The 14,431-nt window shown below is 38.2% G+C and carries 14 protein-coding genes, 6 tRNA genes, 3 other RNA genes and 3 pseudogenes; 6 read left to right on the top strand and 20 right to left on the bottom strand.

What is annotated here, in order from left to right:
• Positions 1-15: 15 nt before the first annotated feature.
• From ACFOU2_RS02420 to ssrS, 9 genes are all read right to left on the bottom strand, one after another.
• A tRNA-Leu gene (locus tag ACFOU2_RS02420) sits at positions 16-97 on the bottom strand.
• A 24-nt stretch (positions 98-121) separates the two neighbouring features.
• Positions 122-196: transfer RNA gene (locus ACFOU2_RS02415), tRNA-Gln, on the bottom strand.
• A gap of 56 nt (positions 197-252) precedes the next feature.
• An RNA gene (gene rnpB / locus ACFOU2_RS02410) (RNase P RNA component class B) lies at positions 253-643 on the bottom strand.
• Positions 644-669: 26 nt separating this feature from the next.
• Positions 670-747: transfer RNA gene (locus ACFOU2_RS02405), tRNA-Met, on the bottom strand.
• 34 nt (positions 748-781) lie between these two features.
• Positions 782-854, bottom strand: a tRNA-Val gene (locus ACFOU2_RS02400).
• A gap of 263 nt (positions 855-1,117) precedes the next feature.
• A tRNA-Met gene (locus ACFOU2_RS02395) sits at positions 1,118-1,194 on the bottom strand.
• Between the two features lie 15 nt (positions 1,195-1,209).
• Positions 1,210-1,302: transfer RNA gene (locus tag ACFOU2_RS02390), tRNA-Ser, on the bottom strand.
• Between the two features lie 68 nt (positions 1,303-1,370).
• Positions 1,371-1,635, bottom strand: an RNA gene (gene ffs / locus ACFOU2_RS02385) — signal recognition particle sRNA large type.
• Positions 1,636-1,648: 13 nt separating this feature from the next.
• A non-coding RNA gene (gene ssrS, locus ACFOU2_RS02380) (6S RNA) lies at positions 1,649-1,837 on the bottom strand.
• A 265-nt stretch (positions 1,838-2,102) separates the two neighbouring features.
• On the opposite strand from ssrS, the gene ACFOU2_RS02375 reads away from it, so the two are divergent.
• Complete coding sequence (locus ACFOU2_RS02375; RefSeq protein ID WP_377911912.1) at positions 2,103-2,438, top strand: hypothetical protein; 336 nt, start codon at positions 2,103-2,105, stop codon at positions 2,436-2,438.
• 188 nt (positions 2,439-2,626) lie between these two features.
• Here the strand turns inward: ACFOU2_RS02375 and ACFOU2_RS02370 are convergent, their stop codons facing one another.
• Positions 2,627-2,821, bottom strand: coding sequence for a hypothetical protein (locus ACFOU2_RS02370; RefSeq protein ID WP_377911911.1), 195 nt, complete (start codon positions 2,819-2,821; stop codon positions 2,627-2,629).
• Positions 2,822-3,195: 374 nt separating this feature from the next.
• Between ACFOU2_RS02370 and ACFOU2_RS02365 the strand changes: the two genes are divergently transcribed.
• From ACFOU2_RS02365 to ACFOU2_RS02355, 3 genes and pseudogenes are all read left to right on the top strand, one after another.
• Positions 3,196-3,525: an SRPBCC domain-containing protein gene (locus tag ACFOU2_RS02365; protein ID WP_377911909.1), complete on the top strand. Its 330-nt coding sequence runs from the start codon at positions 3,196-3,198 to the stop codon at positions 3,523-3,525.
• A gap of 394 nt (positions 3,526-3,919) precedes the next feature.
• A pseudogene (locus ACFOU2_RS02360) lies at positions 3,920-4,063 on the top strand (IS6 family transposase); the annotation flags it as partial.
• 311 nt (positions 4,064-4,374) lie between these two features.
• Positions 4,375-5,277, top strand: a complete 903-nt coding sequence (locus tag ACFOU2_RS02355; RefSeq protein ID WP_377911907.1) for a LysR family transcriptional regulator — start codon at positions 4,375-4,377, stop codon at positions 5,275-5,277.
• A gap of 63 nt (positions 5,278-5,340) precedes the next feature.
• Here the strand turns inward: ACFOU2_RS02355 and ACFOU2_RS02350 are convergent, their stop codons facing one another.
• From ACFOU2_RS02350 to ACFOU2_RS02310, 9 genes and pseudogenes are all read right to left on the bottom strand, one after another.
• Positions 5,341-6,372, bottom strand: coding sequence for an amidohydrolase family protein (locus ACFOU2_RS02350; protein WP_377911905.1), 1,032 nt, complete (start codon positions 6,370-6,372; stop codon positions 5,341-5,343).
• A 50-nt stretch (positions 6,373-6,422) separates the two neighbouring features.
• Positions 6,423-7,334, bottom strand: a complete 912-nt coding sequence (locus tag ACFOU2_RS02345) for a VOC family protein (RefSeq protein WP_377911903.1) — start codon at positions 7,332-7,334, stop codon at positions 6,423-6,425.
• A 119-nt stretch (positions 7,335-7,453) separates the two neighbouring features.
• On the bottom strand, positions 7,454-7,933 hold the full coding sequence (locus tag ACFOU2_RS02340; RefSeq protein ID WP_377911901.1) for an aromatic-ring-hydroxylating dioxygenase subunit beta: 480 nt from the start codon (positions 7,931-7,933) through the stop codon (positions 7,454-7,456).
• Positions 7,930-9,213, bottom strand: coding sequence for an aromatic ring-hydroxylating oxygenase subunit alpha (locus ACFOU2_RS02335; protein ID WP_377911899.1), 1,284 nt, complete (start codon positions 9,211-9,213; stop codon positions 7,930-7,932). Before ACFOU2_RS02335 ends, ACFOU2_RS02340 begins: the two co-directional genes overlap by 4 nt.
• A 140-nt stretch (positions 9,214-9,353) precedes the next feature.
• The gene (locus ACFOU2_RS02330) at positions 9,354-10,130 is read right to left on the bottom strand and encodes an SDR family NAD(P)-dependent oxidoreductase (protein WP_377911897.1); all 777 of its coding nucleotides are present in this window, start codon (positions 10,128-10,130) and stop codon (positions 9,354-9,356) included.
• 482 nt (positions 10,131-10,612) lie between these two features.
• Positions 10,613-10,849 carry a hypothetical protein gene (locus tag ACFOU2_RS02325; protein WP_377911895.1) on the bottom strand — a complete coding sequence of 79 codons (237 nt, stop codon included), beginning with the start codon at positions 10,847-10,849 and terminating at the stop codon, positions 10,613-10,615.
• A gap of 12 nt (positions 10,850-10,861) precedes the next feature.
• A pseudogene (locus ACFOU2_RS02320) lies at positions 10,862-11,095 on the bottom strand (tyrosine-type recombinase/integrase); the annotation flags it as partial.
• 153 nt (positions 11,096-11,248) lie between these two features.
• The gene (locus ACFOU2_RS02315; RefSeq protein ID WP_377911893.1) at positions 11,249-11,446 is read right to left on the bottom strand and encodes an IDEAL domain-containing protein; all 198 of its coding nucleotides are present in this window, start codon (positions 11,444-11,446) and stop codon (positions 11,249-11,251) included.
• Positions 11,447-12,024: 578 nt separating this feature from the next.
• Entirely contained in the window at positions 12,025-12,291 is a 267-nt protein-coding gene (locus ACFOU2_RS02310) for a hypothetical protein (protein WP_377911891.1), read from the bottom strand.
• A gap of 381 nt (positions 12,292-12,672) precedes the next feature.
• Between ACFOU2_RS02310 and ACFOU2_RS02305 the strand changes: the two are divergent.
• Both ACFOU2_RS02305 and ACFOU2_RS02300 read left to right on the top strand, forming a co-directional pair.
• Positions 12,673-13,140, top strand: a pseudogene (locus ACFOU2_RS02305) (N-acetyltransferase family protein); the annotation flags it as partial.
• Positions 13,141-13,360: 220 nt separating this feature from the next.
• Positions 13,361-13,756, top strand: coding sequence for a DUF2750 domain-containing protein (locus ACFOU2_RS02300; RefSeq protein WP_377911889.1), 396 nt, complete (start codon positions 13,361-13,363; stop codon positions 13,754-13,756).
• A gap of 545 nt (positions 13,757-14,301) precedes the next feature.
• Here the strand turns inward: ACFOU2_RS02300 and ACFOU2_RS02295 are convergent.
• Positions 14,302-14,431: cold-shock protein (locus ACFOU2_RS02295; protein WP_377911914.1), on the bottom strand; the 130-nt coding region annotated here is incomplete at its 5' end.

Raw genomic sequence — 14,431 nt, 5'->3', positions numbered from 1 at the left:
TCCGCGTTTTTACAATGCGGGTGAAGGGAGTCGAACCCCCACGCCTTGCGGCGCCAGATCCTAAGTCTGGTGCGTCTGCCAATTCCGCCACACCCGCATGTTTAAAATGATGACTCATGAATGGCTGGGCTAGCTGGATTCGAATCAACGCATGACGGAGTCAAAGTCCGTTGCCTTACCGCTTGGTTATAGCCCAATAATAACAACCACATTTACTTGTTAGATATTTACTATTTTATTGAGTATACAAAACCTCATAAGCCGCGTTTTGTTCACCATGTACTGTAAACGAAGCACACTTCTCGTACAAAGTGGAGAATCATCTATCTCACCGCATGAAAGCGATGGTGTCTATATCGGTTTTATTCCCTCAAGACACTTCCCCTACCATTGTTTGGGTTTCTCGCTCGTGGGGTTTACCTCGTTCCACCTTCAAAGTTTCCCTTGAAGCTCCGTCACTGTGGCACTTTCAAGGTATTCACACCATATCCAACGGACTTAGGTGCTTTCCCTGCCGTCAGCCCGATATTAAATCAAGCTGCCCTGACTTATGGTTTCGTCAGGCACGAACACTACAGACATCTCAGTCTGTGCGAGCACGGACTTTCCTCACAGATCGAAATCTGCGCGATTCTCTCCGGTTTTGTATAAACTTGCATAAAATAGTAAAAAGGGCGATTGATGGGAATCGAACCCATAACCTCACGGGTATGAACCGTACGCTCTATCCAGCTGAGCTACGTCCTCTACGTCGCCGTATATATTTTTACAGTATTTATAATGGTGGAGCCTAGCGGGATCGAACCGCTGACCCCCTGCTTGTAAGGCAGGTGCTCTCCCAGTTGAGCTAATCCTCCATATAATGATAATTCATTTTTTAGATAACCGTTAAGCTACTCTTATTGTTTGGCTGGTGACAAAAAATATTTCACTCTATAACTTCACAGAAGTCAACATCTACGAATTTTTGTTGTATTAAAAAATGAAAACAGAGAAAACTATAACAAGTCATCTCAAATGGAACGTTATTCTTTAGCTTATAGAAAAGGTAGCTATCAGCAAACTATCACCGTGAAAGAGCGGTATCTTAACCACTACACCACGGGACCACCTTGCTTGGTTGCGGGGACAGGATTTGAACCTGTGACCTTCGGGTTATGAGCCCGACGAGCTGCCAGACTGCTCCACCCCGCGATAATATAAATGTTATGGCGGAGGAAGAGGGATTCGAACCCCCGCGGGCTTTGACACCCCTGTCGGTTTTCGAAACCGATCCCTTCAGCCAGACTTGGGTATTCCTCCATGGTTCTTCCCAACCTGATAAGCATGTAATACATATTCTAACAATTTGAGATAAGTTATTCAAAACACCGTGCACCCGCCGTTGATATGACCAGCTAAGCGTTACTTGTGCAGTTAGCTCGACCAGGCTTGTCTGCGGCACACAGAAGGATCCACTTATGGCTGCTTCCTTCCGGACCTGACCAGGTTCATGGGTTTCTGTTGCGCAGGACCCGGTTGTCAACACCACTTGCACAAGGCAGATCTTACCTGAATCATACCTCGGGTGGGAATTCAACCCCGCTAAGGCGGATTGCGGGTTACAGGGCACCGCCATCTCCCCGTCTAGCACGGTATGTATAATCAAGTTATTCCCACCTATGCCGTCCTCCCAATCTGTTTTGTGAACCCGCGATCTCGCAGGTGGGTTTCCGCATGCTGACGTTCCTGCGATCCTGTTTCGCAAACAGGCATGGCATCCGTCACCAGATGTAGGAATCCCGATCAAACAGTACGGTTCAAAACAAATAGGGCATGACGTACATCGTAGGATAAGTATTCAATTCGTTTCATGTCGTTTGTTGATGACATAAATTATATTACATCGTAATTTCGTAGAATTCAACATCCACGAATCTATTTTTTGCATGTAAAAGATGGTAATTGACATCTAAAAGACGACTTTTTCAACATAATGAATTTCCCTCTTTTTGTGAAATGCCTTTTTATAAAGATCATCATAACGCATTTAAGCTTGTCTCTATAGACAGTTTTTTTCTATATAATAGCCCTAGAGGGACAAAAGAATGGGGGATAAACGAATGTATATCACGATCCGTCTTAATAGGAATTCTCTAGACGACGAGAAACACAGATTAAAGAAGGTATTGCCCATACTCAGAGACGATTTGAACCATGAAACCATTGAATTGATTCTTACACATATCGACCAGACTTTTGATTTTGAAAAGAATACAGATGAAATTAGGTTACTCCTTTCAACCTATGTTTATTTAATTAGTGAAGACTCTGTCATCCCATATACAACCAATAATTTCACAACGATAGATGCTGGAGATTTTGAGGCCCTTAATCGAAATCTTCATGAGTTAAACGAAAAAGCAAGATTAAACGCAGCTAAAAGAGAGAAAAGTTGATAATTCTCTTCCATATAAATGGTTACTGATCCGTTTTTTGAGCTTGCTTAATGATCATATTTTTCTTAGTAGATTGAATCATTTTAGATGCTCTGGTTTGAAGGTACGATTCGGTTAACCGTTTCGGGATATAGCCAATTCGCTCCCGAATCAGATTTTCAAGCTGAAAACATTTACGAGTCCAATATTCATAGCCTTGGAAAGTAGACTGATCCACTATGTCCTAAGTCTTTTACATTAATATTTAAGAAATCAAGAAAAATCATTTGGTGCAAATATTCATTATCTCTATATTCAATCTCAAACATCTTGTCGGAGAAATTGTCTTTACTTACTGTTTTATCATACTCACGAATTTTCACACCTTTTACATTTCTAAACATGCCCTAATCCCCCCAGAAAGATCTTTCAAAAGCAATATACCATTAGCCAAGAGATAATGGTTATAATTAACAATCATTTTAGAAAAGCTTAATATTCTATGTACCTTTATGCAATGTTTCCAATACACACAGTTGTTTAGATTAGAAAAAAACTTCTCTTTCCTTTGAACGATCGGGGTTATTGTTACAACAGAAATACTTTTCTTATTGAACGGGAGTTTGATTGAAGAAGATAACAAATTACTACACACATAAGTTAATACGAAAGGGCAGGATAGAGCTGAATAACTAATTTTCTTTTTATTTATGTGATAATTTAGAATGACTAGGTGGAATCCTTTTAGAAAACATTTAAAACGAGGAATTGATTTCCTATGAAAGACCTTCAAGTAAAAACACAAATGAAAATATTCAAGCCAGTAAATGAAGTATACGAAGCTATCGTAGATCCAGCGAAAATGTCCAATTATTGGTTTTCATCAGGATCTGGAAGATTGGAACCAGGCAAGACGGTTACATTGAGATATGATGAATACGATGCTCAACTGGATATAAAAGTATTGGAATGCGAGGTAAATAAAAAAATCGTGTACCTGTGGTCTGCGACTGGGGAAGAAACTGTTGTTATGATTACGCTGAAAGAGTTGGATATTAACACGACACTTATTCAAGTTGTTGAAAATGGTTGGGAAAAAACGATATAGGAATAAGTAAATTGATTGGGCAAAAAGAAGGGTGGGTTTATATGTTGACCTGTTTAAAGGCGTATCTTGAATTTGGTGTTAATCATTTGAGAGCAGGATTAGTGTTTGAGAGTTAACAAATGCTAAGATGAGAGGAAACAGTATCCGAAGCAATATGAGCATCCTGCTACAAGACCTACGACTCCTTGGTATGAGAAGAAAGCAAAAAATGAATAGGACAAACTTAATCCCCTCTTATAGGGTTTGCTAACGGGGTTCGTTGGTGGATTGACTACTGATAACCTGCGTTATGGTAACTATACTCTAAAATCGATTTTAAACCCCTTAGATTGGTTTCTAAGGGGTTTTTGTAGGTTCATAGTATTTTTGTAGAAAAACCTAAGATTTCTAGAATTTAAAAGCTTTTTGGACTGCCAAACGGATTATTGCGGGGATTGAAGCTATGCACATGATCAAAAAAGGACAAACGTTCCAAGGGGAGAAGTCTGTCCAAAATCAAGTGAATTGTATCCACGAACTGTTTGGATTAACAGCATAAAGTAGCATTCCGTTAGGAATCCTATTAGTTTTTTCAAATTCACATTATATTTACACCAGAACCCAGAAACAGGCATCATCGAATTGAAAAGCGGCGAAGTCTGGTCGGCCCATTCCCGTTTTTATACGGTGAGGCAGAAATAAAATTGTACCCGCCCCGGCATCTCCTTTGCTTACAAAACACTTGGATCCAAGCGTTTTTTTATAGTATAACTGAAAACCCTTACAAAATTATTAATTTATGATACTATTATAGATATAAAAAATTCAGATTTTTAGGGGGTTAAAAGAGGAGTCGGAGGGGGTGTTGGAATGGATGATGAGCAACTTTTAACCTTTATTACTGTCTTTGAATTAAATAATTATTCGCGTACGGCCGACCATTTAAATTTAACGCAGCCGGCGGTAACGGCGAGAATTCAAAAATTAGAAATCGAATTGGGCTGTAAATTATTTTACCGGGATGGAAAAAAAATTCTGTTAACCGAGGAAGGAACGGCCCTGCTTCCATATGCGCGAAAAATACTAAGCTATGTAAATGAAGCAAAACAAACGATTGAAGATTTGAAAACACCCACCTTAACGATTGGACTATCACCAGGAATCTCTGCCTCCATTATTTTGCAAGTATTGTCGATGGTTCGTGAAAATAATGAATTTGCATTCGACATTGTCGAAGCTCAGGATTCTGCCAAGACAGCGGAGATGGTTAAGAACGGATTAGTGGATATCGGGCTTGTTCGAGACGTAATCCCATTAACCAATCTCGAGTCTAAATTTATTTGTCCTGAAAAGCTTGTCTTTATTGTTGGAAAAGAACATCCATTAGCCGCAAAAGCTGAAATTAACAAAGACGATTTAAGGAATCAAACGATGATTTGCTATGGGCGCGAAACGGTTTTATGGAAAAAAATCGACGAAACTTTAGTCGGGGTGAAAAATTTAAAACGGATTGAAGTGGGCGGATTTGAAATGTTAAAATCCATGATTCGGGATAACTGGGGTTTTACGATCATTCCGGAACTGGCAGTACAAAAAGACATGATTACCCTGAATAAATACTTTCGCAACGTCCCGTTCGGTGATTATGAAAACCTTACATTTCGCTTTACCGGAATTTATAAAAAGGAATCTCCAAAATTAGAAAAGCTCCTTCTCTTTCTAGATTTTTTTGAAACGACCTTAAAGGAATATACAAATGATTTGAATCTGTAAATTGGTTATTTTTGCAGAAAAAAGAACATTCCATCCTAATAGGAATGTTCTTCATTACATAATCTATACCGTTTCTTTTATAAAGCTTGCTTTATTTAACCCCAGAAACTCGATCGCATTTTCTCCAAGCATCTGCTTCTTTTCCTCATCTGAAACGTTTTCCAGGTCTTCGACTACTTTTCCCGGCGGAGCTTCGCGCAGCAGGAATGGATAATCTGTACCCATGATAATGTGATTGGCGCCAAATTTTTCAAGCATAAATTGGAGATTGCGGGGATCATAAACGAGCGTATCGTAATAGAGTTTCTTCGCATAATAGCTTGGCGGCTGTTTCGTTGCACGGATATGCGGCCATACTTCCCAGGCTTGATCGATTCTCGGCAATAAATAAGGCAGTGAACCCCCGCCATGGGCAAAGCAGATTTTTAAGTTCGGATATTTATCAAGAATGCCGCTGAAGATTAAGCTTCCTGCCGCAAGTGCTGTTTCGGACGGCATCCCGATCGAATACATAAAGTTATGTTTTGGCATTCTATCTACACCGACTGTTGCCCATGGATGGACTAAAATCGGAACATCCATTTTTGCCGCGGCTTCTAAAAATCTTTGAATCTCAGGATCATCAAGGTTTTTCCCGTTTGCGTTGCTGCCGATTTCAATTCCGATCAGCCCCAGCTCGTTAACCGCCCTTTCCATTTCCGCAATTGCCAAATCGGCATCCTGCAACGGCACCGTTCCGAGTCCTACAAAACGATCAGGATATTGGGCTGCCACCGAAGCAATAAAATCATTTTGAGCCTTCGACAGCTCTAAACACTTTTCGGCATCTGCCCAATACGTAAACGTAACGGGAATCGGTGATAAAACTTGGACATCGACACCTTCCGCATCCATTTCAGCAATGCGTTTTTGCGGGTCCCAGGCATTTTCGTCAACTTCTCGGAATGACTTGCCGCCCTTATAGATTTCAGCTCCACAGCTGCAGGTATGCTTTAAAATCGGAAAACGATCATCCCCATATTTTGCTGCCAAATCAGGGAAATCCTCAGGAATAATATGGGTGTGAAAGTCTACACGAAAATTCTTTTCTTTCATCAAAATTTTCACCCCTCAAAAGTTGTTCATCGTAATGTATTGTTTAACCATTACTTAATCGACATATCATAATCAACAATCAGTTTTCCATATTTACCAAAGTCAGGTTCAGGAGATCCTCCCCATTCGTCAAGCGTTTCTTTACTAGGTTCTAAGCGACGCGGTTCTCTTGGACCTTCTTCTGGAAATTGTTCCATTCCGTGGCTATACTCTATAGATAAACCGTCTGGGTCAGCAAAATATAGGAATATACTTCCAGATGGGTGATGTCTTCCTGGTCCAAATAAAATTGGAACATGATGATCCTTCAATTTAACTAATTGCTTCCCAATATCATCCACTTCGACCACGTTATAAGCTAAATGATTCATTTTATTTTCTTCGCCTTTGGTTATACCAATGGAATGATGTAACGGGTTAGGAAATGCTCTTAACCAGGCCCAACCGACCTCTCTACCTGAGAAATCAGATACCGCGAAATTCAGTGTATTCACAAAGAAATCAAATAATTCATCAAATTTATTTGTTTCAAATACAACATGTCCTAGTCTTTCAATCTGGGTATCCTTAGGAGTATAAGGTGTTCCAAGCTGCATCATTTCAATATACATTTCATAGGTTACACCTAATACTGGATCCTTAAATCGCAATGTTCTTCCTTGCGCTAAGCTTTGCGTTTCTTTTGCGCTCAATTCTACGGGATTTAAACCTTTATCCGATAAATGTTTGAAAGCAATATCGAATTGTTTAGCGGATTCTAGTTCAAAAGCAACTCTTTTCAATCCTGCTTCATAGCTTTGTTCAAGGATCAAATTGTGATGGTCTCTACTGCATCTTAGGTATGCGGTTTCATTTACTTGTTCGACTAAATTCATTCCAGCTATATTTTCGTAAAACTCAACTGATTTGTTGAGATCCGTTACATTAAGGACAACATACCCTAATTTCTTATAGCGTATCATTAGATGACCTCCCATTATTTTTATATTTATTAGACATCCACTAAAATCATTTCAACGATTGTAATTAGTCTAATCACATATTTCAGTGATTTCGAGCTCTTTTTAAAGCATTTTTTAGTTTATAAAATAATGCTTACTTTTCCGTGCGGACGGAGACTGTCCAGTTTAAGGATGACTTTCTTGGATTGGATCTTTAATTCTTCGTTTTCTTTTACCAAGGTGTATTCGAGGACTCCGATATAATTGTCGAGCATTTCGCGCTTTGTGCGATAGGTCGAGAAATTGCATCTCACCTTTACGGCATCCTCTTCATTACTGACGATTCTTACATTCGTCACATTGTGAAGAGTGGTTGAGTGCGGGTATTCCACATGGGCCTCTTTTTTCAATAATCGTAACGCCCGCTGTTCTAAACGGGCACGATCATCATGAACGAAGAAAAGCGATTTTTTAAAATCCGCATCAGGATTTCCGATGGGCGGAATCACATACGTTCCATTGCTTGCGAATAATGCGGCCCACTCCTTTAACTTAAACTCATCAAGAAGTTCCGCCTCATGAATTAAAAAATCCTCAATTTCCTGACGTGTTATTTTCATACCTTAACCCTCCCAGCTTCTTCTTTTTTGCTTTCCGCAATCGTCATCCGTTTATCCCATTCACGCCAAAATGCCCGCATTTGTTCTTCATCAGTGGCTTGAGAGATCTCCCTGTTCATCCCTTTGGAAACATCATTCCATTCGACTTCTTTACTATTTAAGAAGCCTTCCTGGCATAATTCAAGTGCTTCATTATCATCCGGAGTGGCAAAGCCGCCTGGTCCTAAGAACTCCAAGTAGCTGTCATTTCGTACTTCCCTAAAGCCGTCCGTTTCATTTATAGGGGATAAAGCATAGGCCGATACTTGAATATAATCGGGTTCGATCGGATAAAAGGTTCTGATCGCAATCGCCATGATATCATTGATCACCAGGTTAGGGAAAATCAAAATGTTACGATTCTTTTTCGAAATTCGGTGGGCTCTTTCTTCGCCAAATTTTTCTATTAACCTAGCATTAATTTTGTCGATAATTTCTTTCGCCTCTTCCCCGTAACCTTCAATCCATTTTCCAATTGGTCTTGGCCATGGAGCATAATATTCCATTACGGCATGGCCATTCCCTAAAGCGCGTGCTTCGCCCATAAGACTATCTTTTTCCATTAATCCGCCGCGGGTAGCGACAATATCAAAATAGGTTTTATGGGTCGGTACTCCGTGGTATAAGTCAAAACTATTTTCACAAAGTAATTTCCAGTTCGCCCGCACGCTGTATTCCTGTGAATCTTGCAAAACTTCCATTCCGACTTCTGTTTGGTCTGCCACCAAATCAAGATACTCTTTGGCACCGGCTAAGTAATCCTCTAACGAAATGGCGTTGTCATCGAAATTAACAAATACGAACCCGCGGTAACTTTCCAGCCGTTTTACAGCTGTCATATTTTTAGAGCCATCGCAATTATGGTCTTCTGGGAAACCTGATTTATCAGGCAATCCGACTAGTTCCCCTTGCGTATTAAAGCTCCACGCATGGTAGAAGCAGCGGAATACCTTTGAGTTTCCTTTTCCTTCACGGCAAACGAGCGCACCGCGGTGTGGACAGCTGTTATATAAAGCTCTTATGACACCATCACTGCCGCGGGTGAATAAAAGGTTACGCCCGCCTACTTTTCTTCTATGAAAATCGCCGCTATTCGGTACTTCTGATTCATGCCCGATATATAACCAACATTTGTCAAAAATTTCTTTGCGTTCGATTTCTAAAATCTCCGGATCAATAAAAGCCTTACGATTCACTTTGAATAAATACTTCTGTTGATCATCTTGAACATATTTGCTCATTGACTTTCCTCCTAAATCATTTTTTTATTCGTAAACCTGCTCATCAGTGGAGTCCCCGACGATGGAGGTTTCACATGACTCGAAAAAATTTTTATCCCGCATTGACGGGCAGTAAGACCCCCACTGATTGAAGTTTCTCTTTATTGCATCGTGCTTCCGCCATTCACACTAATCACTTGGCCGGTAATAAAGGTCGCATGATCAGAAGCAAGGAAAACGACGGCATCGGCCACTTCTTCCGGATATGCTCCTCTTCCTTTTGGAATGATATTAATATAGCGGTCAACCAATTCCGAATCTCTTTTTCTGATTTCATCTAACAGTTCCCCCTCTACGGCTGGAGGCGCGATGACGTTCGCGGTAATATTATTCTTGGCAAATTCTCTTCCCAACCCGGAAACGATGGCATGGACACCGCCTTTCGCAGCATTATAGGCTGCATGGTCCCATAAACCATTGCGGACAGAATCTGCCCCAATATTAATAATCCGGCCGTAATTTTGTTTCACCATATACGGCAATACTCTGTAGCATGACCACAGCATGGTCCAAAGATTACGGTCGATCGTTGTTTTTAATGTTTCCGGTGTTTGTTCAAGGAACGGCAGAATCACACCGCCGCCGGCATTATTGACAAGAATGTCGATTTTGTCCCATTTATGAATGACTTTTTCAACCATCGCGGTAACGTTTTCATCTTTTGACAGGTCACCAATAAAGTAATCTGTTTCCTGGCCTGTTAATTGGGCAACTTCTTCTGCGACACTCTTCGTACGTCCCGGATTCGTTCCCGTAACCAATACAGTGGCACCTGCTTGCGCTAATCCGATTGCAATTGCTTTCCCAATTCCTTGTGAAGAACCTGTTACGATGGCTACTCTCCCCTCCAAAAGTCGGGCTTGTGATGAACTTAACATGGCTAAAATCTCCTCTTTTCTTTGGATTTCTTTTGCTGGTTTTTGTTGAAAATTTCCTGTAATCGGGAAGATACTCCTTTTTGTGGTACAAAAATCAATCCACGAGGAATTGCATCGAACCCGAACACCTCAGCCATATGTAACCGCATACAAAAATTAATTCAGCGTGCTAAGGTAATAAGTTGGTGTTTAATTTATTTTTCAGAGAATATTCATCTATCAATGTTTAAATATACTAATATTAAAAATATTAAAAATATTCTCTTGATTAATCTAATTATAATTCTCATTTCCGTGAAATTCTAATCGAAATAATCTTCCTTTTAGCGCCTTAATTCAAAATTTTATTTATACTAGATTAATCGAGATACAAAGGTCCTCACGGACGGCTACAGGCGTTAGTGGCATATTCTGTGCTGATCTCGTTCATATATTCATCTCCCCATATTCAATTTCTAAAATGGCTACTTTTATAGCCTGAACTAAATTTCTTTTCTCACTAGATCACCTATTCCAATATTCGATTTTAATAACCAATCGTAATCCTGTTCCGGATGTTCCGTCCGTATAACCCAAGCGAATGTAATTACTGGAATGGCAATTATATAGCTGTCGGAATAAATATCCTTTGTTACATACATAATTGCCTCTGTGTCGTTATCAAAAACAACCAAATCCTTAATATCAAAAGCCATTGTTTTCATGGTTTCAAGCTTCACGCTTTGTCCCTCCTATAAAAAATTCATTTTATTGATTAAATCGTCTTTGCTTGGATTTGTATAAAGTAAAGTTGTATGAATATTGGAATAGCCTGCCTGGTTCGCAACTTCGTGAACGCTCATTCTTTTACTAATGGCGTGAGAACAAAAGAAATGCCGAAGATCATGAGGAGTAATCTCTTTTCCTAGCTTCTCAGTGTATTTTTTAAAGAGTTTATTAATCGTTGTTTTATCTAGCTTTTTATTTCAATTACTTAATCTTTCTTACTGTATAGCAGTTCGAAAAAGTACACCTTTACAAACAAAGAAGCCCATATCTAAAAGATTGGGCTTCCTTACTCCTTATAACTTTGATTATGTTAAGTTCATTTCAAAATCATCTCGATATATACAATAGTTTTAAGAAATATTCTTCAATTCCTCAGTTAACCGTAGGAATCTTTCTTTGTTCCGATCCTGTAATGACTGGTCAATTTCTTTTCGGATTTGCTCTTTTCGGAAATCACGAAGGGCTTTGTTTAACACCATTTCAGCAAATTCAGAATCCATAACGTTTACTTCAGGTTGTGGTGGTGTATTAAGCAAATTCCTTTCCATAGGAAACCAACTCCTTAACCTTTTTTCTATTATACTAATTATTTTCAGACTATTCGAGTATTTCGCTTGGTAGTTCCATGGTATTTATAGCCAATGAATTTACATCTGAAAGTGTAAACCATTGAAACCTTCAGTTACGCTCTTTAAACAAGAATATTTTTAATTCACCTCAAAAACTATTATTTTTTACCCTTTCAGTTTCCTTTTAAGATCAACCTATTGCTTGACCATTGTATCTTTCGATTGGGTTGATTCCGAGCATTCTTATCACATTGATCAAATAAATACGTAAGGTAAGAATTTAATTCAAATCGACCTGTAGAAATAAAATCAGATAACCTCTTGCTTTCTCTCGTCATTTTCTTACCTCCTTTATGTAATGTCCGTATCTTAATGATGCCCGGTCTATCATTCTTTTATACATATAAATTAATAAAATATTTGCTTTTGATTCTAAATTTTCTCACGTATATTAAAAGGCCCTTGAAATTCTATGAGTTTCAAGGGCCTTTTAATTGCCGAACATCAGTATTATGTAAACTAACGATGAATATACTATGCATTTCTTTTGTTTAGTTTTATTTTTTCTCCGTATATGGTTCAAGAAAATATTTTATAGCATCCGGTTCTCCAGATGATGAGTTTAAGTTTTCACGGATCTCCATAACTCTTACTTTTTGTGACTTTCCTTCCGTTGGATAGTCCGCAATAGTAACTTTATCTCCTAATGACAAAGAAAGGTCCTTTTCACTCGCCATCTCTGATTTTATAAACTCTGAGAAAGGCCCGTCCATAATTAACCTATTATTTAAATAAAACTCTAGTATTGGGTCATTGTTAGACATATCGTACTCCTCTCCTGTTTTATGATAATTCCATATTAAACCAGAATCTATCTTTTAGCTAATGAAAAGAGATAATCTTCAATCTGGAGGGACCGAAACACGTAAAGTCGATGTAAATATGCAGATAAAAGACTCGGATTAGGTACAACGAGAACTGGACGATCTACTCGGTCTATAGGTCCGGGATATTAGGTATACTTTTATGAACATTTTTTTGATTGTTACTTCCTCTAAGATTGATTATATTAACTGGGTTTGTATAGAGTATTCATTTCAGAAAAGGATTGAGAAGTCATACTTTCTCTAATAAGCTAGGAAAAAATAGAAAAGGGGAGACTAAGGATCATACAAATTTGAGAAGCGACTTTAGAAGATGCACAAGGGCTTATAGGACATGCAAGAACTGTTTTAGAAAACAGCTATTTTACCCTGACAACATTAGAGGAGTATAAAGCTACTAAAGAATCTCAAGAAAAATGGATTGCGGACATCTATCAACAACGGAATCTTATTATAGTAGCTGAAGACCAAGGCGAAATTATTGGAGATTTACTATTTGTACGTGGGGGAAAGATAAGAAATTCACATACGGGAGAATTTGCTGTAGGAGTCCAAGACAAATACCGTGGTCGAGGAATTGGAAAACGGATGATTCGGGCTTTAATCACTTGGGCTAAGAGCACAAAAGAAATTGAGAAGATTTGTTTACAAGTTATTTCAGGAAATGATGCAGCTATTGCTTTATATCAAAAGATGGGATTTCAAGAGGAAGGAAGGTTAAAGAAACAAATCAAACTTAGTAAGGGTGAATACGCGGATCTCATTAATATGTCTTTATTTTTAGATTGATACGTCAACTTCCTTTAACGATTGCTATGTTAACCAGGGTGAATATGACATGCAATCGGAAATACTCTTGACACACATATATTTGGTAATCGTTTAATCAAAGATACTATTCTATTTTTTTAAAGGGAAAAGGAATGAAATTTTTGCATACATATTTCGCCGGTATAGCTATAATGAATATAATATTCTAAATTTTTTGAATAGAGGGGAGGAAAACGATATGTTGGAAACAAGAGAATTTCAGCAATTTGTTAAAGCCCCTGCTAATACTCGTTACGAATATTTTATTCAACGGGTTATTCAGTCTCAGGAGGTTTGGATAGTAATAGATCAAAGCAATCATATTAAGATGGCTGGAGATGAAGAAGATACAATCTTAGTTCCTGTTTGGCCTTTTAAGGAATATGCTCAATGTTGCTTGGAAGAAGATATGTATGATTGTAAAATTATCGCTATCCCTTTAGATCAATTTATGAATGAATTTTTAATAGCCATGAAAAAAGAGGGGATTTTATCATCTGTTTTTTGGAATGGATTTGACACCACTATAATAGAGGTGGATCAATTATTATTTGATTTAAATTGGGAACTCTCAAAATATAGAAAAATTCATTAAATAGCTTTTTAAGCATGATGTTACATTAGTTTATAGATGTCCATAAGGTGATCATGAAACTTTAGACTGAGATTCAAAGAAGTTCTATTCGTTTCCGTAACTGAAATTAAGCTTGTTCACAAATTAATCTTCATATATTTTTGCTTTATGCTTCTGTTGTATGTTATAAATGTTTTATACCTTGTAACATAATGACTAGTTTGTTTTCTCCAAAAAGTCCAGACCTTTAGTCTGGACTTTTTATTATGCCGACGGTTTAAAATTGGATACAGGTCCTTTATCAGTTTCAGGCTTCCAATTTTTTAACTTGTTTTTCAAGTAATCCTTTAAAAAGTTACGTTTCTTTTTTCGTCTTTTATCCCAATTTTTGATAAAAAGCCACCATCCTTAAGTTACTGAACAAAGTCGAGTTGTCTCTATGATAACTCTGTCAGTATTCCCCATCTATTCATATTAGATGTAATAGCAACTTGGTTTCGTTCCTCTGAGTTAAAAGTGATGAAAAAAGACTCCACATGGGAGTCTTTTTTTACAATCACTTTTAATTATGCTTTGCGAACGTTAGTAGCCTGTGATCCACGTTGACCTTGTTCAACATCAAAAGTAACTTTTTGACCTTCGTCTAATGATTTGAAGCCATCACCTTGAATAGCACTGAAGTGTACGAATACATCT

The sequence above is a fragment of the Bacillus songklensis genome (genome assembly GCF_042649685.1).
Lineage (GTDB): Bacteria > Bacillota > Bacilli > Bacillales > Bacillaceae_H > Bacillus_BA > Bacillus_BA songklensis.
The sequence above is the reverse complement of the archived record's forward strand: the minus strand, read 5'-3'. Positions and strand labels throughout refer to the sequence as shown.